Below are 23,481 nucleotides of genomic sequence, written 5' to 3' on the forward strand. Positions count from 1 at the left end.
TTGTCCCATAACGGAACTCCATGACCAACTACAGCCTGCGCGCACGCATGATGATTCTGATCCTGGCCCCGACCGTCCTGATAGGTTTGTTGCTCAGTATCTTTTTTGTTGTGCATCGCTATAACGACTTGCAGCGTCAACTGGAAGATGCTGGTGCCAGCATCATTGAACCACTCGCGGTCTCCAGCGAATATGGCATGAACCTGCAAAACAGGGAATCCATCGGCCAGCTTATCAGCGTGCTGCATCGTCGCCATTCCGATATCGTGCGGGCAATTTCTGTTTATGACGAAAATAACCGACTGTTCGTCACCTCTAATTTTCATCTCGATCCGTCTGAAATGCAGTTGGCGACCGGTTCACCGTTTCCCCGTAAGCTGAGCGTCACCCGGCACGGGGATATCATGATCCTGCGAACCCCTATTATATCGGAAAGCTATTCACCGGATGAATCCGCCGTAAGCGACGCCAAAAACACCAAAAATATGCTGGGGTATGTGGCGCTTGAGCTGGACCTTAAGTCCGTACGATTGCAGCAGTACAAAGAGATCTTTATCTCCAGCGTAATGATGCTGTTTTGTATTGGTATCGCGTTAATTTTCGGCTGGCGTCTTATGCGCGACGTGACCGGCCCGATTCGCAATATGGTGAATACCGTTGACCGAATACGTAGAGGGCAGCTCGACAGCCGCGTGGAAGGTTTCATGCTGGGCGAGCTGGATATGCTCAAAAATGGTATCAACTCGATGGCGATGTCTCTCGCGGCCTACCATGAAGAAATGCAGCACAACATCGATCAGGCCACCTCTGACCTGCGCGAAACGCTGGAGCAGATGGAAATCCAGAACGTCGAACTGGATCTGGCGAAGAAACGCGCCCAGGAAGCGGCACGTATTAAGTCTGAGTTTCTGGCAAACATGTCCCACGAGCTGCGAACACCGCTGAATGGCGTGATTGGCTTCACCCGTCTGACGCTAAAAACCGAACTCAACACCACACAGCGCGATCACCTGAATACCATTGAACGCTCAGCTAACAATCTGCTGGCCATCATCAATGATGTACTCGACTTCTCCAAACTTGAGGCGGGCAAGCTGATTCTGGAAAGCATTCCATTCCCACTGCGCAGCACGCTGGATGACGTCGTTACGCTGTTAGCACATTCATCCCATGATAAAGGGCTTGAGCTGACGCTGAATATTAAGAATGACGTACCGGACAACGTCATCGGTGATCCGTTGCGTTTACAGCAGGTGATCACCAATCTGGTCGGCAATGCCATCAAATTTACCGAAGGCGGCAACATCGACATCCTGGTCGAGAAGCGAGCCCTTAGTAACACGAAAGTGCAAATTGAAGTACAAATCCGCGATACCGGGATCGGTATTCCTGAGCGCGATCAATCCCGTCTGTTCCAGGCCTTCCGCCAGGCGGATGCCAGTATTTCCCGGCGTCATGGCGGAACCGGGCTAGGCCTGGTCATTACGCAAAAACTGGTCAACGAAATGGGTGGGGATATCTCCTTTCACAGCCAGCCGAACCGGGGCTCCACGTTCTGGTTCCATATCAGCCTCGATCTTAACCCTAATGTTCTCGTTGACCGCTCAACCACACTCTGCCTGGCCGGTAAACGACTGGCCTACGTCGAACCTAACGCCACCGCCGCACAATGCACGTTAGATATATTGAGTGAAACACCGCTGGAGGTGATTTACAGCCCTTCATTCTCCGGGCTGCCGAAGGATCACTACGATATTCTGCTGCTCGGCATTCCGGTCACTTTACGCGAACCGCTCACCATGCAGCATGAGCGGCTGGCAAGCGCAGCGGCGATGACCGACTTTTTGTTACTGGCCCTCCCTTGCCATGCGCAGATTAACGCCGAGAAGTTAAAACAGGGCGGCGCGGCGGCGTGTCTGTTGAAACCTCTCACCTCAACCCGCTTACTGCCTGCGCTGACAGAGTATTGTCAGCTGAACCACAGCGCGGATCCGCTGCTGGTAGACGAGAGCAAAATCGCGATGACCGTCATGGCGGTAGACGACAACCCGGCGAACCTCAAGCTGATTGGCGCATTGCTGGAAGATAAGGTACAGCACGTCGTGCTCTGCGACAGCGGGCATCAGGCGGTGGATCGCGCCAGACAAATGCAATTTGATCTGATCCTGATGGATATTCAGATGCCTGATATGGACGGCATTCGCGCTTGTGAACTTATCCACCAGCTTCCTCATCAACAGCAGACACCTGTCATTGCGGTCACCGCACACGCCATGGCCGGGCAGAAAGAGAAGCTACTCAGCGCCGGGATGAACGATTACCTGGCGAAGCCTATCGAGGAAGATAAGCTACATAATCTGCTGTTACGTTACAAACCGGGTGCAAGCACATCGCTGCGGGCACTCACCGCAGAACCTCTTGAGCCAGTCGTCAATCCGAACACGACGCTCGACTGGCAACTGGCATTAAGGCAAGCCGCGGGTAAGAACGATTTGGCGCGGGATATGCTGCAAATGCTGATCGATTTTCTGCCTGAGGTGCGTAACAAAATCGAAGAGCAACTGGTCGGAGAGAACCCCGAAGGGCTAGTGGATATGATTCACAAGCTGCACGGCAGTTGCGGTTATAGTGGTGTCCCCCGCATGAAAAACCTGTGTCAGCTCATTGAACAACAGCTACGCAGTGGAACCAAAGAAGAAGAGCTGGAACCTGAGTTTTTAGAGCTTCTGGATGAGATGGACAACGTTGCACGCGAAGCAAAGAAGCTGTTGGGGTAATATTTGCCGGAAGGCGGCGTGACCGCCTTATCCGGCCTACAGGTTTCGCTGTTTACCGTAGGCCCGATAAGCGTCGCGCATCGGGCACATCGCCGAATGCGGCGTAAACGCCCTACAACTCAGCGTAATTGCTGCCCTGCTTTAAGCGTTGCGGCTACGTTTCGCGCCGTCATTCGTACGTTGTCGCTCGCGTTCTTCAGCGCCTCATCCAGGGTACAAATGGAGTAGATGACACTGAAAACCGCATCCAGCCCATGCTCATGGACCACACCGACATCGGCCGTCAGGCTACCTGCGATACCGATAACCGGCTTGTTGTAACGCTTTGCGACCTTCGCCACGCCAACCGGAACCTTACCGTGAATAGTCTGACTATCAATGCGCCCTTCACCCGTGACAACTAAATCCGCATCCGCAACGCAGGCATCAAGGTGTAACGCATCGGTCACTATCTCAATACCGCAGCGTAACTTTGCGCCGCAAAACGCATACAGCGCCGCCCCCATACCACCAGCCGCACCACCACCGGCCAGATCCAGCACGTTGACGTCCAGATCGCGGGCAATGAGTTGCGCATAGTGCGTGAGCGCCCGATCCAGGCGGGTAATCATCTCCGGCGTCGCCCCTTTTTGCGGACCAAAAACCGCAGATGCGCCCTTTTTTCCAGTCAACGGGTTAGTCACATCGCAAGCAACTTCAATACGGCACCCGGCAAGACGGCTGTCTAACTGAGAAATATCAATCCGGGACAGAGATTCCAGACCGATTCCGCCTTGCGCAATTTCGTTATTTTGCGCATCCAGCAGTTTTGCTCCCAGCGCTTGCACCATCCCGGCACCGCCATCATTGGTGGCGCTACCGCCAATCCCAATGATGATATGTTCAACGCCAGCGTCCAGCGCATGACGGATTAACTCCCCGGTTCCCCAGGATGTCGTTTTCAGCGGATCGCGTAACCCCACAGGAACCTGTTCCAGTCCGCTGGCGGCCGCCATTTCGATAAACGCCGAGCGCTCATCACCAGATAAACCATAAAATGCCTGAATTGTGTTGCCCAAAGGGCCGGTAACATCAACATGCACAAGGTGACCTTGCGTTGCGGCAACCATCGCTTCGACCGTTCCTTCACCGCCATCTGCAACCGGAATCTTCACGTAATCCGCATCGGGCCAGATCTCACGAAACCCCTGCTCTATAGCCGTTGCCACCTCAAGCGCACACAAACTTTCCTTATAGGAATCTGGTGCGATTACTATTTTCATAAAGCATCCTTACGCATGTTGACTATGTTAAGCATACACCAGGAGCAAAACCGCTCACTCTATAGGAGCGGTCCTGGATCACTTAGCGAACCATGCACGGACGCTTATTATCAAACGTCCAGTTCGGGATAAGATACTGCATACCCATCGCATCATCACGCGCACCCAGTCCATGTTGCTGGTACAGTTCATGCGCTTTCATGACCTGATCCATATCCAGCTCCACGCCCAGACCCGGTTTTGCCGGAACCTGCACCATGCCGCCTTTGATTTCAAACGGCTCTTTGGTCAAGCGCTGATTGCCTTCCTGCCAGATCCAGTGGGTATCGATAGCGGTTATTTTACCCGGAGCCGCCGCCGCAACATGCGTAAACATCGCCAGCGAAATATCAAAGTGGTTGTTAGAGTGCGATCCCCAGGTCAGCCCGAACTCATGGCACATCTGCGCCACACGGACAGAACCCTGCATGGTCCAGAAGTGCGGGTCCGCCAGTGGGATATCAACAGACTGCAACGACAGCGTATGCCCCATCTGACGCCAGTCGGTGGCGATCATGTTGGTGGCGGTCGGCAGACCGGTGGCGCGACGGAATTCCGCCATCACTTCACGACCTGAGAAGCCCTGCTCGGCACCGCACGGATCTTCCGCATAGGCCAGAGAACCCTTCAGATATTTGCCGATCTTAATCGCTTCATTTAGCGACCACGCGCCATTCGGATCCAGCGTGACGCGGGCCTGCGGGAAGCGCTTCGCCAGCGCAACGATAGATTCTGCTTCCTCTTCCCCGGCCAGGACGCCGCCTTTCAGTTTAAAATCATTAAAACCATACTTCTCATATGCGGCTTCCGCCAGGCGCACTACCGCATCCGGGGTCATCGCTTCTTCATGACGCAGACGATACCAGTCGCATTTCTCATCCGGCTGACTCTGGTACGGCAGCGGCGTTGCCTTACGGTTACCCACGAAGAACAGGTAACCCAACATTTCAACTTCGCTACGCTGCTGGCCATCCCCCAGCAAAGAGGCGACGTTTACGCCCAAATGCTGACCTAACAGATCCAACATGGCCGCTTCGATCCCAGTAACCACATGAATAGTGGTACGTAAATCGAAGGTCTGCAAACCGCGACCGCCCGCATCACGATCGGCAAAAGTATTGCGTACCGCATTCAGCACGTTTTTGTATTCACCTAACGTTTTACCTACCACCAACGGGATCGCATCTTCCAGCGTTTTGCGGATTTTTTCGCCGCCGGGAATTTCACCCACGCCGGTATGACCGGAGTTATCTTTAATAATCACAATATTGCGCGTGAAGAACGGAGCATGTGCGCCGCTCAGGTTCATCAGCATGCTGTCATGACCCGCAACCGGAATAACCTGCATAGAGGCAACCAATGGGGTAGAAAATTGTGCGCTCATAATTAAGTCCTTATTCAAAATTAGTGGCGGCCGAAAACGGGACGTTTACGGTCAAAAGTCCATCCGGGGATCAGATACTGCATTGGGCCTGCGTCATTACGCGCGCCACCGGGCAGCGCCTTATAGGCTTCATGCGCTTTCTGTACCTGATCCCAGTCCAGTTCCACGCCCAGACCGGGCGCATCGGGTACCGAAATTTTTCCGTTTTTAATCTCCAGCGGATTTTTGGTCAGGCGGCAATCGCCCTCCTGCCAGATCCAGTGGGTATCAATAGCCGTTGGATTACCCGGTGCAGCCGCACCAACGTGGGTGAACATCGCCAGGGAAATATCAAAATGATTGTTAGAATGGCAGCCCCAGGTCAGGCCCCAGTCGTCGCATAACTGTGCCACGCGTACCGCGCCAGAAAGGGTCCAGAAGTGCGGATCGGCCAGCGGAATATCTACTGAGTTCAGCATCACAGCATGGCCCATTTCACGCCAGTTGGTGGCTATCATGTTCGTTGCTACCGGCAGACCGGTTGCACGGCGGAACTCGGCCATCACTTCGCGGCCAGAAAAACCCTGTTCGGCGCCGCATGGATCTTCGGCGTAGGTCAGAACATCGTTCAGCCCTTTACACAGGGAGATGGCTTCATCCAGCAGCCAGGCACCGTTGGGATCAACCGTAATACGTGCATCCGGGAAGCATTTTTTCAGCGCACGAGCGGTGTCGATTTCCTGCTCGCCAGGCAGTACACCACCCTTGAGTTTGAAATCTTTAAAGCCGTAGCGATCCTGCGAAGCCTGAGCCAGACGTACCACAGCCTCACTATTCATCGCTTGCTGATGACGCAGGTGATACCACTCATGGTTTCCCGGCGTGCTTTCCAGATACGGTAAATCGGTCTTTGTGCGATCGCCCACGTAGAACAGATAGCCGAGTACGGTGACCGCATCGCGCTGCTTGCCCGGCCCTAACAGTTCACAAACCGGCACGTTCAGCGCCTTACCCAGCAAGTCGAGCAATGCGGCTTCCAGCGCCGCTACCGCATTGACCCGTAGTTCAAAGGTCCAGGCGCCTTTGCCAAAGGTGTCAAAATCAGCGGCCTGGTTGCCTTTATGCACCTGCTGCACCACCTTATTCAGGCGCGCGACTTCCTGGCCCAACACCTGCGGAATCGCATCCACCAGCGTCTGATAAATCACTTCGCCACCTGGCGCTTCACCGACACCGGTGTTTCCGGCATTATCGGTGAGCACCACGATATTACGAGTAAAGTATGCGTTATGCGCGCCGCCAATATTGAGCAGCATGCTGTCATGACCGGCCACCGGGATGACCTTCATATCGGTAATAACGGGACTTGATTGTGTTGTCATCATCATTGTCCTGCGACAGGTTTCAGTTCGATACGTTTAATATCGCCCACCAGCACCAGATAGCTCACCACCGCAATCAGCGCATGTACCCCGACGTAAATCAACGCGCCGTTAAACGAGCCAGTAGTCCCGACGATGTAGCCGATAGCAATTGGCGTGACGATGCCGGAGATGTTGCCAAACATGTTGAACAAACCGCCGCTCAGACCGCTGATTTCTTTAGGTGCGGTATCAGCCATCACCGCCCAGCCCAGCGCACCGATACCTTTGCCGAAGAAGGCCAGCGCCATAAAGCCGATGATCATCCACTCCACATTGACGTAGTTACAGAACACCATCACCATCGACAACAGCATACCGAGTACGATTGGCGTTTTACGGGCGATATTCAGCGAACCGGTACGGCGCATCAACCAGTCGGAAATAATGCCGCCGAGCACGCCGCCGGCGAATCCGCAAATGGCCGGAACCGAAGCAACAAAGCCAGCTTTCAAAATCGACATACCGCGAGCCTGCACCAGATAAACCGGGAACCAGGTGATAAAGAAGTAGGTCAGCGCGTTAATGCAGTACTGGCCGATGTAAATCCCGATCATCATCCGTGAACCCAGCAGCTGTTTGATTTGCCCCCACTTCACGCTAAACGGCACTTTAGTTTTGGCTGCCGCCTGATCCATGTTGATCAGCGCCCCACCTTCGGCAATGTACTCCAGCTCTTTTTGGTTTACGCCCGGGTGCTGGTTCGGTTCATGAATCACCTTCAGCCAGACGAAGCTGATAATGATCCCGAGGCCGCCCATAAAAAAGAACACATGCGACCAGCCCACTTCATGGGTCAGCCAACCCATGATTGGCGCGAAGATAACGGTGGCAAAGTATTGCGCAGAGTTAAAGATAGCGACCGCCGTGCCCCTTTCCTGTGCCGGGAACCACGCCGCCACAATACGACTGTTGCCGGGGAAGGAGGGCGCTTCAGCTAAACCGACGAGGAAACGCAGGGTAAACAGCGCAACGATAATGCCGAAACCACTGAAGATATCGACAAAACCCTGCAGCAGGGTAAACATGGACCAAATAAAGATGGACCAGAAATAAACGCGTTTTGAACCAAAGCGGTCGAGCAACCAGCCGCCAGGAATCTGGCCGATAACATAGGCCCATGAGAAAGCGGAGAATACATACCCCATCCCTACCGCATCCAGACCAATGTCTTTGGCCATCTCCGAACCGGCAATGGATAAGGTGGCGCGATCGCCGTAGTTGAAGGATGTGACGATAAACAGCATCACCACTATCCAGTAGCGAGCGTTAGTGCGTTTTTCCGCGCTGCTCGACGCCTGACTTAATGAACTCATTGTTGCACTCCTGAATCCTGGCTTTCGCCAGTTCATTCTGTACAGCACCTGTAGGGTGATCAGAATGAGAGGTTAGTGTGTGGCAGTGTTGGTACAGCTCAGGGCCGTTTTATTCTGACTCGCTGCCATTCCGGGAACTGACGGGAAAAGTATATGAAGGAGTGCCACTTGCCCTCACCGTGCATGAACACAACATTAGGGAGGCAGTGAGAAGTTGTTTGGGGCATAAGCCCAAAGTAGTGGAAGTTAGTTCACGTAATTGGGGTTTTATTGCCGGGTGGCGGCTTCGCCTGGCCCGGCTTGCGGTTCAAATGGGGGTTGCAGCCCGTACGGGCGAGGGAGTTACTTAAGCAAGGTTCCCCAGTTTTCTACCCAGGGATTGGATTCGCTTTCCGGTTCAGGATGCTCGCTGGCATCAATCAGCAGCATTTCTCCTACACGGTGGGCGCTTTGTTCCTGCAACAAGGCATCGAACTGTTTGCCGCCATTGCAGAAATTAACGTAGCTACTGTCGCCCAGCCCAATTACCCCGTAATGCAGATTTGGCTGGAAACCGAGATTATCTTTGATCCCTTGAAACAGCGGCACGATGCTATCCGGCAGATCGCCCTGCCCGGTCGTGGAAGTCACCACCAGTACATATTTATCCTGATATGCCTGCCAGTCGCTAAGCTCCGGATCTTCGAACACCGTAGCTTTATGACCCTGCGCCGTCAAAATAGCTTCGGCCTCTTCGGCAACCAGCAGCGCGTTTCCGTACATCGTGCCGACAAAAATTCCAATTTCCGCCATAACCGTAATCTCCTGGGACTTAAGAATCTATCTGCTCATCCTGACCTGACAGCCCGCTGAACTCAACCCTTTCATTCTCAGAGAGAAGTCCACGCCAGCCAAACTGTGATAACGCCTGCATCCAGACGTCATCCAGCCCGGCGCGAATAACCAGCGGTTCGCCGGTGAAAGGATGGGTCAGCGCAAGCTGGCTGGCATGCAGCATCAATCTCTGGCAACCGAAATGCTCCGCGGCGCTGCGGTTTTGCCGCAAATCACCATGCTTGCTGTCGCCGATAATCGGATGGCGCAAGTGCGCCAGATGGCGTCTGAGCTGGTGCTTGCGACCGGTTTTAGGGTCCAGCTCCACCAGCCCGTAACGGGTAGTCGGATAACGCCCGGTCGCTACCGGCATTTCTACCGTTGCCAGGCCACGATAATGGGTGACAGCAGGCTGCGGGCCTTTATCATCGCGGGCAAACTTATCGGCAATCTTATCCAGCTCTTCGACCAGCGGGTAATCCAGCACGGCATCATCCATCAGCCAGCCACGCACAATCGCATGATAGCGTTTCTGAATTTGATGATGTTCAAACTGCTGGGACAGTAAACGCCCGGCTTCGCTGGACAGTCCCATCAGCAGCACGCCGGAGGTTGGTCTGTCGAGTCGATGGGCGGTAAATACGTGCTGACCAATTTGGTCGCGCACCGTTTGCATCACCACCACTTTCTCATCCCGGTCGAGCCAACTGCGGTGAACCAACCAGCCCGAAGGTTTATTGACGGCGACCAGCCATTCGTCCTGATAAAGAATTTCCAGCATCAGGCGTTATCACTTGTAAACAGCGCATCCAGCTCCTGCAATGCAGCCAGGAGAATGTCGCGCTGCGGGTGATCGGCTGCCAGCGCCATTTCGTAATACGGTGCGACGGCAAAAGCCTGCGGAAGCGGCTGCGCGTTATCAATCAACGTATGCATGCGGGGAATCAACACCCACTGCAGCCACTCGACCGGCTCCATGGTATCCATACAAAAAGGCTGCGTACTGGTAAACAGATGCTCTGCTGGCTCATCCATCCGCCAGTGATGATGTTCACGCAGTAGCGCTTCAAGTGCGTGTAACTGCTGGCGCACACGGTCATGAGTCGTCATGAAATTAACCTCAATGATGAAAAAATCTGGCGCGAAGAATAGCACTAGTGAAGGGAAATAAAAAAAGGGAGCACTGTAAAAACAGTGCTCCCGGTTCGTTTCGCAGCATTCCAGCTACTTTTAGTGCTCCCTGCTCATCCGTGACAACTTTTCCTGTGGTCTTACGACCGTGTTCATCCTGAACTTTTGCATCCTGCTCACATCACCCCGATGTGAAAACTTCATCCTGAAGTATCCTGGCCATCCAGACCCGCCGAACATCCTGACCGGCTCTCATTCTCCATCCTGGAGGTGTCCTTTAACGCATCCAGCGTCTTCCTCTTTGCTTCGTCCTGAAGCCTATCCTTGCAACACCGTCCTGGTGTGTCCTGTCGAAGAGCCATCATCCTGATGTTCTCTTCGTTGTGCGACTCCTTGTCGACAGATATAGAATCGCCTGTTTCGCTTTGTCTTACAAGATGCTTACAGGCTTACCCTTACGATTATTTTCGTATGAAAGTTGACAATAAGACACTAACCAATTGAATAATAATAAATTATTATTTTATCAATTCATTAAGTCTTTACTTATCACCTGGCAATGTCCTACAGGGTTTGTAAGAGATCTCTCACAAGATTCAGGGCAAACTGGATTACAGAACTGGCTTAAGTTGAGTGAGGAATTCCGCAAGTGAGGCCGCCAGCACCGTTCGTTTACGGGTTCCCAGCGTTTCTTTGCACACTTCACCGGACAGATTGCACACCGAAATGACGTCAAGCTCATTATCTTGTGTGGCAATAAAAAGCGTAGGTGATAGCTTGAGGCGCTTTTGCGTAACCAGATGACCAATCAGGTTTTCCTGAACGCGCCTGAAGTCATCTTCACTCCAGGTTTGCAGCAGCGTGAGCTTTTCATCCGCAAACTGCGCGTGCATATCACCAGCAAACTGGGTGGTGTAAAAAGCGTGAACGGCAGGTTGTACCACAATATCAAAGGCCCGTTCAACCGCATTGAGGTTATTTTCGCCGACAAAAGGTTGAGGCCGCCAAAATACGGCATCGTCTGTGGAAGAAATGATACACGGAGAAGGTACGCCATACAGCTCTTCGCTGAGCGGCCAACTGTTGTTTTTTTCATGCCATGCGTCGCAATAACGCGTCGTAAAGGCTATCAACGCCTGCGCTGTCAATTCGTCCACTGATTTCTCTCTTCACAAAAGCCAGGATACACTTGTCGCATAGTGTATCTGGTTTATGACGGTGAAACATGTCCTCTTATGAAAATCATCAGGCGCTTAACGGCCTGACTCTTGGTAAATCAACGGATTACCGAGACAATTACGATGCAAGTCTGTTGCAGGGCGTTCCGCGCAGCCTGAATCGCGACCCGCTGGATTTAAAGGCCGATAACTTGCCTTTTCACGGTGCGGATATCTGGACGCTATATGAACTGTCGTGGCTGAATGCCAACGGCTTACCGCAAGTCGCGGTCGGTCACGTGGAACTGGATTACACCAGCGTAAATCTGATTGAGTCGAAAAGCTTTAAGCTTTACCTGAACAGTTTTAACCAGACGCGTTTTGATTCCTGGGACGCGGTACGCCAGACACTGGAAAACGATCTTCGCGCCTGCGCTCAAGGTGATGTCAGCGTGGCGCTGTACCGCCTTGACGAACTGGAAGGGCAGCCGATAGCCCACTTTAATGGGACCTGTATCGACAATCAGGATATCGTCATCGACAACTACCAGTTCAGCACTGCGTATCTGGAAAATGCCGTGAGCGGTGAAAAAGCAGTGGAAGAGACGCTGGTCAGCCACCTGCTGAAATCCAACTGTCTGATTACCCATCAACCCGACTGGGGCTCCATACAAATTCAGTATCGTGGACGGAAAATCGACAGAGAGAAGCTGCTGCGTTATCTGGTCTCCTTCCGCCACCATAATGAATTTCATGAGCAGTGCGTGGAACGTATTTTCAATGACATTCTGCGCTTCTGCCAGCCAGAGAAACTGAGCGTCTACGCACGCTACACGCGACGTGGCGGCCTGGACATTAACCCATGGCGCACCAACACCGATTTCACTCCGGCAACCGGTCGTCTGGTACGTCAGTAATCTTTTTTCTCAATTTTGCGTGTCGGATTCCGCGCGCAAGGTTGTGAAAGGTCATAAGCCAGGGCTATTGTAATCAATAGGGAATGACGTGTTGCGTCCCATAAGGAGTTTACTTGATTACACATATTAGCCCGCTTGGCTCAATGGACATGTTGTCGCAGCTGGAAGTCGATATGCTTAAACGCACGGCCAGCAGCGACCTGTATCAACTGTTTCGTAACTGTTCGCTTGCCGTTCTGAACTCCGGCAGTTTGACCGACAACAGCAAAGAACTGCTGTCACGCTTTGAAAGTTTCGATATTAACGTACTGCGCCGCGAACGGGGCGTGAAGCTGGAACTGATCAACCCACCTGAAGATGCGTTTGTTGACGGACGCATTATTCGTGCGCTACAGGCAAACCTGTTTGCCGTGCTGCGTGACATTCTGTTCGTCAATGGCCAGATCCATAACGCTGGTCGTTTTCAGCATCTGGATCTCGAAAGCTCGGTGCATATTACCAACCTCGTATTCTCGATCCTGCGTAATGCACGGGCGCTGCACGTTGGTGAAGCGCCGAACATGGTCGTCTGCTGGGGCGGTCACTCAATCAACGAGAATGAATACCTGTACGCCCGTCGCGTCGGCACCCAACTGGGCCTGCGCGAACTAAACATCTGTACCGGCTGCGGTCCGGGGGCGATGGAAGCGCCAATGAAAGGCGCTGCGGTCGGCCACGCCCAGCAGCGATACAAAGACAGCCGCTTTATTGGCATGACCGAACCGTCAATCATCGCCGCTGAACCGCCTAACCCGCTGGTAAACGAACTGATCATCATGCCGGACATTGAAAAACGTCTGGAAGCGTTCGTGCGTATCGCCCACGGTATTATCATCTTCCCGGGTGGCGTAGGGACAGCAGAAGAGCTGCTGTATCTGCTGGGGATCCTGATGAATCCTGCCAACAAAGATCAGGTTCTACCGCTGATCCTGACCGGACCAAAAGAGAGTGCGGATTACTTCCGCGTGCTGGACGAATTTATCGTGCACACGCTGGGGGAAGATGCGCGTCGCCACTATCGCATCATCATTGACGATGCGGCAGAAGTGGCGCGTCTGATGAAAAAAGCGATGCCGCTGGTGAAAGAAAACCGTCGCGACACAGGAGATGCTTACAGCTTTAACTGGTCGATTCGTATCGCGCCCGATCTGCAAATGCCGTTCGAGCCGTCCCATGAAAACATGGCCAACCTGAAGCTGTACCCGGATCAACCCGTTGAAGTATTGGCCGCCGATTTACGGCGTGCATTCTCCGGTATTGTGGCAGGTAACGTGAAGGAAGTCGGGATCCGCGCTATTGAAGAGTTTGGCCCGTACAAAATCCACGGTGACCGCGAAATGATGCGCCGCATGGACGATCTCCTGCAGGGCTTTGTTGCACAACATCGTATGAAGTTACCGGGCACTGCGTATATCCCTTGTTACGAGATCTGCGCCTAACCTTCAACACCCGCTAGCAGCGCTATAGCGGTGACAGTTTTGTCCATATCAAAGCCGGGTTTGGCGCACTTGCCTCCCGGCTTTTTTTAGTGATACCAGTCACATAGCTCCGACAATCATATAAATGCCAGTGATGATTCATAAAAAACAGGGAGCTACGCAAACGATTACCTTGAAAAACCAACCGTGATTTATCTTAGAAAATTATTATTAGTCGCCGAAATCATCTAAAAACAACAGTTTTTACAGCTGAACACGCCTATCTTCGCGCCTTCGCTTTCATGAGATATGTCGTTAATGTTAGCCTTCGCGCCCGTAAATTCGCTTTGACTATTTTTTAACAGATTAATGGCCCAAATTTATCCACATAAAAGGTGGATTATTGCATTTGGGATCCCGATCACTGATACATTCATTACTAAAATGTATCTTTCCGCCCGAAAATTATTACGGCGAAAAATTATATAAAAATCGCTCAACGAATTTCGATTTACAGTCGGGTACTTTCTCATTGGATTGACCCCAAACCCGACTTTTTAAGCTTCCTCCAGGAGAAATAGATGGAAAACACTCAAACCAGCACTATCGTTACGGGCCAGACCCGCAGCGCATGGCGCAAAACAGACACCATGTGGATGCTGGGCCTTTACGGCACGGCGATTGGGGCGGGTGTATTGTTCCTGCCGATTAACGCAGGCGTAGGCGGTATGATCCCGCTGATCATCATGGCGATCCTTGCCTTCCCAATGACCTTCTTTGCACACCGTGGCCTGACTCGCTTTGTGCTGTCCGGTAAAAATCCGGGTGAAGACATCACCGAAGTTGTAGAAGAACACTTTGGTGTTGGTGCAGGTAAACTGATTACCCTGCTCTACTTCTTCGCTATCTACCCGATTCTGTTGGTTTACAGCGTAGCCATCACCAACACGGTTGAAAGCTTCCTGACCCACCAGCTGGCGATTACGCCGCCGCCGCGCGCAATCCTGTCACTGATCCTGATTGTCGGCATGATGACCATCGTGCGCTTCGGTGAGCAGATGATCGTTAAGGCGATGAGCATCCTGGTATTCCCGTTCGTTGCGGCGCTGATGCTGCTGGCGCTGTACCTGATCCCTCAGTGGAGCGGTGCGATTCTGGAAACCATGTCTTTTGACTCTGCGGCAACCACCGGCAACGGCCTGCTGTTGACCCTGTGGCTGGCAATTCCGGTAATGGTGTTCTCCTTCAACCACTCCCCGATCATATCCTCCTTCGCCGTGGCGAAGCGTGAAGAGTACGGTGATGAAGCAGAGAAAAAATGCTCCAAGATTCTGGCATTCGCTCACATCATGATGGTACTGACCGTTATGTTCTTCGTCTTCAGCTGCGTATTCAGCCTGACTCCGGCAGACCTGGCAGCAGCGAAAGAGCAGAACATCTCGATTCTGTCTTACCTGGCGAACCACTTTAACGCGCCGATTATTGCCTGGATGGCACCGATCATCGCGATTATCGCTATCACCAAATCCTTCCTGGGCCACTACCTGGGTGCACGTGAAGGCTTCAATGGTATGGTGATTAAGTCTCTGCGCGGCAAAGGCAAATCCATCGAAATCAACAAACTGAACAAAATCACTGCGCTGTTCATGCTGGTAACCACCTGGATTGTGGCGACGCTGAACCCAAGCATCCTCGGCATGATTGAGACCCTGGGTGGCCCAATCATCGCGATGATTCTGTTCCTGATGCCGATGTATGCCATTCAGAAAGTACCGGCAATGCGTAAGTACAGCGGCCATATCAGCAACGTCTTCGTTGTGATTATGGGCCTGATCGCTATCTCCGCTATTTTCTACTCTCTGTTCAGTTAATTCCCCTGCGCCGCTCCTCGGGGCGGCGCATCTCGATACACAATGGACGCCTCATGATTAGCGTATTCGATATTTTCAAAATCGGCATTGGCCCTTCCAGCTCCCACACTGTTGGCCCGATGAAAGCAGGCAAACAATTCACGGATGACCTGATTGCACGCGGAATTCTCACTGACGTAACCCGCGTAGTGGTTGATGTCTATGGCTCTTTATCTCTGACGGGGAAAGGTCACCATACCGACATCGCGATTATTATGGGCCTGGCGGGTAATCTGCCGGATACCGTAGACATTGATGCCATTCCGTCCTTTATCCAGGATGTGAATACTCATGGGCGTTTGCTGCTGGCAGACGGTCAACATGAGGTCGAGTTCCCGGTCGATAAGTGCATGAATTTCCATACGGACAATCTGTCCCTGCACGAAAACGGGATGCGCATTACCGCACTGGCGGGCGAAAAGGCCATTTACAGCCAGACTTACTATTCCATTGGCGGTGGGTTCATCGTTGATGAAGAACATTTTGGTTTACCGAACAACTCTCCGGTAAACGTGCCATATCCGTATAAATCCGCAGCTGATTTGCAACGTCATTGCCAGGAAACCGGCCTGTCGCTTTCCGGTCTGATGATGCAAAACGAACTGGCGCTGCACAGCAAAGAAGAGCTGGAACAGCACTTTGCTAACGTCTGGGAAGTGATGCGTAGCGGGATTGAACGCGGCATCACCACCGAAGGTGTATTGCCGGGCAAACTGCGCGTTCCGCGTCGTGCTGCTGCGCTGCGTCGCATGCTGGTCAGCAGCGACAAAACCACCACCGACCCGATGGCGGTTGTTGACTGGATCAACATGTTCGCGCTGGCCGTGAACGAAGAAAACGCAGCCGGTGGACGCGTGGTGACTGCACCAACCAACGGTGCATGCGGGATTGTTCCTGCCGTACTGGCGTATTACGACAAGTTTATCCGTGAAGTGAACGCTAACTCGCTGGCACGCTACATGCTGGTCGCGAGCGCCATTGGTTCACTGTACAAGATGAACGCCTCTATCTCTGGTGCCGAAGTCGGCTGTCAGGGTGAAGTTGGCGTCGCCTGCTCCATGGCAGCGGCTGGTCTGGCTGAACTGCTGGGCGGTAGCCCAATGCAGGTGTGCATCGCGGCAGAAATCGGTATGGAACACAACCTGGGTCTGACCTGCGACCCGGTTGCCGGCCAGGTTCAGGTACCGTGCATTGAGCGTAATGCCATTGCTTCGGTTAAAGCGGTGAACGCTGCACGTATGGCGCTGCGCCGTACCAGTGAACCACGCGTGTGCCTCGATAAAGTTATCGAGACCATGTACGAAACCGGTAAAGACATGAATGCCAAATACCGCGAAACCTCTCGTGGTGGTCTGGCGATGAAGATTGTCACCTGCGATTAATTCTCAGCACATTTTCGTATCTGTAGGCCGGATAAGGCGCTCGCCGTATCCGGCTTTTATTGCCTGCTGGCACTTCGCTTATCAGGCTTTCGGATAGCGCTCTTTCGCAATGCTCGTCTCCACTCGTCGTGAATGTTACCCTACAGACTAATTTGTTAGGGAGAACACCGTGGCCGTCCACCTGCTCATTGTTGATGCACTGAATCTCATCCGCCGTATTCACGCCGTACAGGGCTCCCCCTGCGTGGAGACATGCCAGCACGCGCTCGATCAGCTGATTGTGCACAGTCAACCCACGCACGCCGTGGCGGTATTTGATGACGAAGCGCGTAACAGCGGCTGGCGTCACCAACGGTTACCTGACTACAAAGCCGGTCGCCCGCCGATGCCTGACGATTTACACCAGGAAATGTCCGCCTTACGCGCCGCTTTTGAACAGCGCGGCGTCTGCTGCTGGGTATCCAGCGGGAATGAAGCCGATGATTTAGCCGCCACTCTGGCGGTGAAAGTTAGCCAGGCGGGACATCAGGCAACCATCGTCTCAACCGATAAAGGCTACTGTCAGCTACTCTCCCCAACGCTGCGGATTCGCGATTATTTCCAGAAACGCTGGCTGGATGCGCCGTTTATCGAGAAAGAGTTCGGCGTACTGCCGCAACAGCTGCCAGATTATTGGGGACTGGCCGGGATCAGCAGTTCTAAAATACCGGGGGTTGCCGGTATTGGTCCTAAAAGCGCCACACAACTGCTGGCACAGTTTCCAACGCTGGAGGCGCTGTATGAACATCTGGATGACGTACCGGAGAAATGGCGCAAGAAACTCGAAGAACATCGGGAGATGGCGTTTTTGTGCCGCGATATCGCGCGGCTGCAAACGGACTTACATATCGACGGAAACCTACAGCAGCTACGGCTGGCGCGGTAGTCTTATTTCCGGATGGCGCTGCGCTTATCCGGCCTACTTATCGTACAACCCTGTAGGCCGGATAAGCGCCAGGTGATTACCAGGCAGTATGGTACAGCTCAACGATATCCCCAAGGCTCGCTTCACGCGGATTTCCCCCGGTACAAACATCGTCAAATGCGGCTTGCGCCAGCGCAGGAATATCCTCTTTACGGACGCCAACATCGCGTAGATGCAGTGGGATACCTACATCGCGATTAAGGGCGAAGACGGCATCCACCGCCGCTTTGCGTGCATCTGCCAGCGTCAGTCCTTCAACCTTAACCCCCATTGCCCGGGCGATATCGCGGAATTTTTCCCCGGTGAATTCGGCGTTATAGTGCATCACGTGCGGCAGCAAAATGGCATTCGCGACGCCGTGCGGAGTGTTGTAGAACGCGCCTAACGGGTGTGCCATACCATGCACTAATCCCAGACCTACGTTGGAGAAACCCATCCCGGCAACGTACTGGCCCAGAGCCATCGCTTCCCCCGTCTGGCTGTCGCCCGCAACGGAACCACGTAATGACCCGGCAATAATTTCGATGGCTTTAATGTGCAGCGCATCGGTAAGCGCCCACGCAGCCCGCGTGATGTAGCCTTCAATGGCATGAGTCAGTGCATCTACGCCAGTAGCCGCTTTTAATGCAGCAGGCATGCCGTCCATCATGTCAGCATCAATGAACGCCACCTGCGGGATGTCATGTGGATCGACACAAACAAACTTACGCCGATTCTCTTCGTCAGTGATCACGTAGTTAATGGTCACTTCCGCCGCCGTTCCCGCAGTGGTTGGGATAGCCATAACTGGCACGCTCGGGAAGCGTGTCGGCGATAACCCTTCAAGGCTGCGTACATCCGCAAACTCTGGGTTATTGTTAATAATGCCAATCGCTTTACAGGTATCCTGCGGGGAGCCTCCACCAATGGCGACCAGATAGTCTGCGCCGCTTTGCTGAAAGACACTCAATCCTTCCTGCACTACCGCAATGGTTGGATTAGGAATAACGCCTGAATAGATTTCCCATGCCAGACCTGCAGCATCCATTCGGGAAGTCACCTTCTCAACAACGCCGCACTGCACCAGATTTTTATCAGTCACAATCAACGCTTTGCGATAACCACGACGAATAACTTCATCGGTTAATGCGCCAACAGCGCCCCGGCCAAACCATGCCGTTTCGTTCAGAATCATTCTGTTCGCCATCGTTTTATCTCCTATTCCTCAATACGCAATCCGTATGTTTTGAATTTTTCCAGCACAATAGCGATAGCCTCATCATCCAGTACCGGAACCGGATCGGTAATCGCCAGCGTGCTGAGATAAAGCTGCGCCAGCACTTCCACTTCATGCGCTAACCACAGGGCTTTTTCCAGATTTTCTTCGCAGGCGATCAGCCCATGATGCTGCAACAGCGTTGCTTTTCGGTTTTTCAGCGCTACCGCAACGTGCTCGGAAAGCTCACGCGTGCCAAACGTCGCATATGGCGCACAGGGAATTGAGTTACCGCCAGCCGCCGCAATCATGTAATGGATTGCCGGGATTGGCCGGTTGAGAATAGAAACAGCAGTACAATGCACGGCATGATTATGGACCACCGCCTGAGCATCGGGACGCGTCTGATAAGCGGCCATATGGAACCGCCACTCGCTGGAAGGTAATTTCCCTTCTTCGTGCTGCCCCTCAGCATTGATGTACACTATGTGGGATTCGGTGAGTTTGTCATAGGGAATACCCGTCGGGGTAATTAACATCCCGTCCTGGTAACGCACACTTACATTACCCGCAGTCCCCTGATTCAGCCCCAGACGGGTCATTTCCAGGCAGGTATTGATAATCTGCCGTGCCAGCGTATTTCGTTCCATTACTTACCTCTCTCAGTGAGTCAAAATGCGACAACAGAACATTGCTAATACCTCGACGCTCTGTTGATTTAAGCGGGTATTTGCTAACTATCATCATGCTGAATAAAGAGAAGGGAATTTTTAGCACTGGATTTTGTGATGTTCATCAACTAATAACGATGAATAAAAACATGCAAGCATAATATTACAATTGCAAAATGTCCGTTCTTAATAAAACCATTGTAAAACGGTCATTTGCGAATAAATTATTACTATTGCCCGTTTTCCACTTAACTAATTAATTCGGGCATTATCCCTGTGGCTTTTTAATTTATTTTCCTCAAACGGTCATTGTTTTAAAGAAATTAAAGTGATGATAATCACATAAACCCACACCCTGAGCATAAATGTGACCACCATCATATTAATGGCCGGTTTTTATTTGAAAATGAATTCATGAGTTCATTCATGAAGGCCAATTTTATCTGGCAGGTTACCGGAACTCACCTGGATTAGCAGGTTGGTAAAAATCACCAATCGTACTCTTAAGCTGTTGAACATGCTTATGAACTGATGAGGATGCTATGGGAAACACATCAATACAAACACAAAGTTTTCATGCGGTAGAGCGGGGGCAGACAAAAAATTATGTCATTCCCTTCGCGTTACTCTGTTCACTGTTTTTTCTTTGGGCGGTTGCCAATAATCTTAATGACATTTTATTACCACAATTTCAGCAAGCATTTACATTAACAAACTTTCAGGCTGGTCTGATTCAATCTGCTTTTTATTTTGGTTATTTCATCATTCCAATCCCAGCCGGGATCCTGATGAAAAAACTAAGTTATAAAGCAGGAATTATTACCGGATTATTCTTATATGCCATCGGTGCAGCATTATTCTGGCCAGCGGCTGAGGTAATGAATTACACCTTATTCCTGATTGGCCTATTTATTATTGCGGCGGGCTTAGGTTGTCTGGAAACGGCTGCCAACCCCTTTGTAACCGTACTGGGCCCGGAAAGCGGTGGTCACTTCCGATTAAATCTCGCGCAAACTTTTAACTCATTTGGTGCCATTATTGCGGTTGTTTTTGGGCAAAGTCTTATTTTGTCTAATGTGCCACATCAATCTCAAGACGTACTCGATAAGATGGCACCAGAACAGCTAAGCGCCTACAAGCACAGCCTGGTGTTATCGGTTCAAACCCCTTATATGATCATCGTCGCGGTCGTTTTGCTGGTCGCCCTGCTGATCATGTTTACCAAGTTTCCGACCCTGCAAAGTGACGATCACAGTGACAACGCTCAGAGTTCATTCTCCGCGTCCCTTTCCCGCCTGGTGCGCATTCGCCACTGGCGTTGGGCGGTACTGGCGCAGTTCTGCTACGTCGGTGCACAAACTGCCTGCTGGAGCTACCTGATTCGCTACGCAATCGAAGAGATCCCAGGCATGACGCCAGGTTTCGCCGCCAACTACCTGACCGGCACCATGGTGTGCTTCTTTATCGGTCGTTTCTCCGGCACCTGGCTTATCAGTCGCTTTGCGCCGCATAAAGTGCTGGCCGCATATGCCCTGCTTGCCATGATCCTGTGCCTGATTTCCGCCTTCACCGGTGGCCAGATCGGCCTGCTGGCCCTGACGTTGTGCAGCGCATTTATGTCGATTCAGTACCCAACCATTTTTTCTCTGGGGATCAAAAATCTGGGACAAGACACCAAATATGGCTCGTCTTTTATCGTCATGACCATCATTGGCGGCGGCATTGTGACCCCGGTGATGGGCTTTGTCAGCGATGCCGCTGGCAATATCCCGACCGCTGAACTGGTCCCGGCGCTTTGCTTCGCCATCATCTTTATTTTTGCCCGCTTCCGTTCACAAACGGCAGCCAACTGAATATTTATCCGAATAACGTGAGGAATCTGTGATGAAAAAAATCAGCTTACCAAAAATTGGTATTCGCCCGGTTATTGACGGACGTCGTATGGGTGTACGTGAGTCGCTCGAAGAGCAAACCATGAATATGGCTAAAGCTGCCGCAGCGCTTATCACTGAAAAACTTCGTCATGCCTGCGGCGCACAAATTGAATGTGTGATTGCCGATACCTGTATCGCCGGCATGGCAGAATCCGCGGCCTGTGAAGAAAAATTCAGCAGCCAGAATGTTGGCGTGACGATTACAGTTACCCCATGTTGGTGCTACGGCAGTGAAACCATCGACATGGATCCGATGCGCCCGAAAGCGATCTGGGGCTTCAACGGCACGGAACGTCCGGGGGCGGTTTACCTGGCCGCCGCACTGGCAGCTCACAGCCAAAAAGGCCTTCCTGCCTTCTCCATCTATGGTCATGACGTACAGGATGCAGACGACACATCTATCCCTGCCGATGTTGAAGAAAAACTGCTGCGTTTTGCCCGTGCCGGTTTAGCGGTTGCCAGTATGAAAGGGAAAAGCTACCTGTCTGTCGGTGGAGTATCAATGGGCATCGCCGGTTCTATCGTCGACCATAACTTCTTTGAATCCTGGCTGGGTATGAAGGTGCAGGCGGTTGATATGACCGAGCTGCGTCGTCGCATTGACCAGAAAATCTATGATGAAACCGAGCTGGAAATGGCGCTGGCGTGGGCGGACAAAAACTTCCGCTACGGCGAAGATCAGAACGCACAACAATATAAGCGTAACGCAGAACAAAGCCGCGCGGTGCTGAAAGAAAGTCTGCTGATGGCTATGTGCATTCGCGACATGATGCAGGGTAACAAAAAGCTGGCAGACAAAGGTCTGGTCGAAGAATCCCTGGGCTATAACGCGATCGCCGCAGGCTTCCAGGGCCAGCGTCACTGGACCGATCAATACCCAAATGGCGATACCGCCGAAGCGTTGCTCAACAGCTCCTTTGACTGGAATGGCGTTCGTGAACCGTTCGTTGTCGCGACAGAAAACGACAGCCTGAACGGCGTGGCGATGCTGTTCGGTCATCAACTCACCGGCACGGCCCAGGTCTTTGCCGATGTGCGCACCTACTGGTCGCCAGAGGCGGTTGAACGCGTCACGGGTAAACCACTGACCGGTCTTGCTGAGCACGGCATTATTCACTTGATTAACTCCGGTTCTGCGGCACTGGACGGTTCCTGCAAACAGCGCGACAGCGAAGGTAAACCGACCATGAAACCACACTGGGAAATCTCGCAGAAAGAGGCGGATGAATGCCTGGCGGCAACCGAATGGTGCCCGGCTATTCACGAATACTTCCGCGGGGGCGGTTACTCATCTCGCTTCCTGACTGAAGGCGGTGTGCCGTTCACCATGAGCCGTATCAACATCATCAAAGGGTTGGGGCCGGTGCTGCAAATCGCGGAAGGCTGGAGCGTGGAGCTGCCGAAAGATATGCACGACCAGCTTGATGCGCGTACCAACTCCACATGGCCAACCACCTGGTTTGCTCCGCGCTTAACCGGCAAGGGCCCGTTCAGCGACGTCTATTCCGTCATGGCTAACTGGGGCGCTAACCACGGGGTGCTGACGATTGGTCACGTAGGTGCGGACTTTATCACTCTGGCTGCCATGCTGCGTATCCCGGTGTGCATGCACAACGTGGAAGACGAGAAAATTTATCGTCCTTCCTCCTGGGCCGCCCACGGTATGGATACGGAAGGTCAGGATTACCGCGCTTGTCAGAACTACGGTCCGCTGTATAAGCGTTAAACATCGAGCGATTGCCTGATGGCGGCGCGGCCTACGAAGCACACGG

At 52.5% G+C, this 23,481-nt stretch carries 18 protein-coding genes; 8 read left to right on the forward strand and 10 right to left on the reverse strand.

Annotated elements, in window-relative coordinates; genetic code table 11:
* The first annotated feature begins 20 nt into the window (after positions 1-20).
* On the forward strand, positions 21-2,777 hold the full coding sequence (gene barA / locus OGY06_RS19295; RefSeq protein ID WP_003825687.1) for a two-component sensor histidine kinase BarA: 2,757 nt from the start codon (positions 21-23) through the stop codon (positions 2,775-2,777).
* A gap of 119 nt (positions 2,778-2,896) precedes the next feature.
* On the opposite strand, the gene OGY06_RS19300 is transcribed toward barA, so the two are convergent.
* From OGY06_RS19300 to syd, 8 genes are all read right to left on the reverse strand, one after another.
* Positions 2,897-4,039, reverse strand: coding sequence for a glycerate kinase (locus tag OGY06_RS19300; protein ID WP_286605883.1), 1,143 nt, complete (start codon positions 4,037-4,039; stop codon positions 2,897-2,899).
* 82 nt (positions 4,040-4,121) lie between these two features.
* Positions 4,122-5,462 carry a glucarate dehydratase gene (gene gudD, locus OGY06_RS19305; RefSeq protein WP_003825684.1) on the reverse strand — a complete coding sequence of 447 codons (1,341 nt, stop codon included), beginning with the start codon at positions 5,460-5,462 and terminating at the stop codon, positions 4,122-4,124.
* 20 nt (positions 5,463-5,482) lie between these two features.
* A complete protein-coding gene (locus OGY06_RS19310) occupies positions 5,483-6,823 on the reverse strand; it encodes an enolase C-terminal domain-like protein (RefSeq protein WP_032934086.1) in 1,341 nt (446 codons plus the stop codon).
* Positions 6,824-6,825: 2 nt separating this feature from the next.
* Entirely contained in the window at positions 6,826-8,178 is a 1,353-nt protein-coding gene (gene gudP / locus OGY06_RS19315) for a galactarate/glucarate/glycerate transporter GudP (protein ID WP_200921230.1), read from the reverse strand.
* A 342-nt stretch (positions 8,179-8,520) separates the two neighbouring features.
* The gene (locus tag OGY06_RS19320; protein WP_003825676.1) at positions 8,521-8,970 is read right to left on the reverse strand and encodes a flavodoxin; all 450 of its coding nucleotides are present in this window, start codon (positions 8,968-8,970) and stop codon (positions 8,521-8,523) included.
* Positions 8,971-8,989: 19 nt separating this feature from the next.
* Positions 8,990-9,772 (reverse strand): tRNA pseudouridine(65) synthase TruC, encoded by a 783-nt coding sequence (truC, locus tag OGY06_RS19325; protein WP_126317471.1) that lies wholly within the window; start codon positions 9,770-9,772, stop codon positions 8,990-8,992.
* Positions 9,772-10,101, reverse strand: a complete 330-nt coding sequence (locus OGY06_RS19330) for a YqcC family protein (RefSeq protein ID WP_003825670.1) — start codon at positions 10,099-10,101, stop codon at positions 9,772-9,774. Before OGY06_RS19330 ends, truC begins: the two co-directional genes overlap by 1 nt.
* Positions 10,102-10,733: 632 nt before the next feature.
* The gene (gene syd / locus OGY06_RS19335) at positions 10,734-11,279 is read right to left on the reverse strand and encodes a SecY-interacting protein (protein WP_003825668.1); all 546 of its coding nucleotides are present in this window, start codon (positions 11,277-11,279) and stop codon (positions 10,734-10,736) included.
* A gap of 68 nt (positions 11,280-11,347) precedes the next feature.
* Here syd and queF point away from each other — a divergent pair, with 68 nt between their 5' ends.
* The 5 genes from queF (at position 11,348) to xni (ending at position 17,870) form a co-directional block, all read left to right on the forward strand.
* Positions 11,348-12,196 carry an NADPH-dependent 7-cyano-7-deazaguanine reductase QueF gene (queF, locus tag OGY06_RS19340; protein ID WP_003825665.1) on the forward strand — a complete coding sequence of 283 codons (849 nt, stop codon included), beginning with the start codon at positions 11,348-11,350 and terminating at the stop codon, positions 12,194-12,196.
* A 113-nt stretch (positions 12,197-12,309) separates the two neighbouring features.
* A complete protein-coding gene (ppnN, locus tag OGY06_RS19345) occupies positions 12,310-13,674 on the forward strand; it encodes a nucleotide 5'-monophosphate nucleosidase PpnN (RefSeq protein WP_003034076.1) in 1,365 nt (454 codons plus the stop codon).
* A 560-nt stretch (positions 13,675-14,234) separates the two neighbouring features.
* Complete coding sequence (locus OGY06_RS19350; protein ID WP_003034073.1) at positions 14,235-15,524, forward strand: HAAAP family serine/threonine permease; 1,290 nt, start codon at positions 14,235-14,237, stop codon at positions 15,522-15,524.
* A 53-nt stretch (positions 15,525-15,577) separates the two neighbouring features.
* Complete coding sequence (locus OGY06_RS19355) at positions 15,578-16,945, forward strand: L-serine ammonia-lyase (protein WP_003825661.1); 1,368 nt, start codon at positions 15,578-15,580, stop codon at positions 16,943-16,945.
* 169 nt (positions 16,946-17,114) lie between these two features.
* The gene (gene xni, locus OGY06_RS19360; protein WP_063940943.1) at positions 17,115-17,870 is read left to right on the forward strand and encodes a flap endonuclease Xni; all 756 of its coding nucleotides are present in this window, start codon (positions 17,115-17,117) and stop codon (positions 17,868-17,870) included.
* A 76-nt stretch (positions 17,871-17,946) separates the two neighbouring features.
* On the opposite strand, the gene fucO is transcribed toward xni, so the two are convergent.
* Complete coding sequence (gene fucO, locus OGY06_RS19365; RefSeq protein WP_218667202.1) at positions 17,947-19,095, reverse strand: lactaldehyde reductase; 1,149 nt, start codon at positions 19,093-19,095, stop codon at positions 17,947-17,949.
* Positions 19,096-19,106: 11 nt separating this feature from the next.
* A complete protein-coding gene (gene fucA / locus OGY06_RS19370) occupies positions 19,107-19,754 on the reverse strand; it encodes an L-fuculose-phosphate aldolase (protein ID WP_003825656.1) in 648 nt (215 codons plus the stop codon).
* 563 nt (positions 19,755-20,317) lie between these two features.
* Here fucA and fucP point away from each other — a divergent pair.
* Positions 20,318-21,628 carry an L-fucose:H+ symporter permease gene (gene fucP, locus OGY06_RS19375; RefSeq protein ID WP_003825652.1) on the forward strand — a complete coding sequence of 437 codons (1,311 nt, stop codon included), beginning with the start codon at positions 20,318-20,320 and terminating at the stop codon, positions 21,626-21,628.
* 31 nt (positions 21,629-21,659) lie between these two features.
* Positions 21,660-23,435, forward strand: coding sequence for an L-fucose isomerase (fucI, locus tag OGY06_RS19380; protein ID WP_286605884.1), 1,776 nt, complete (start codon positions 21,660-21,662; stop codon positions 23,433-23,435).
* Positions 23,436-23,481: the final 46 nt, after the last annotated feature.

Source organism: Citrobacter sp. Cpo147 (genome assembly GCF_030332405.1).
Lineage (GTDB): Bacteria > Pseudomonadota > Gammaproteobacteria > Enterobacterales > Enterobacteriaceae > Citrobacter > Citrobacter portucalensis.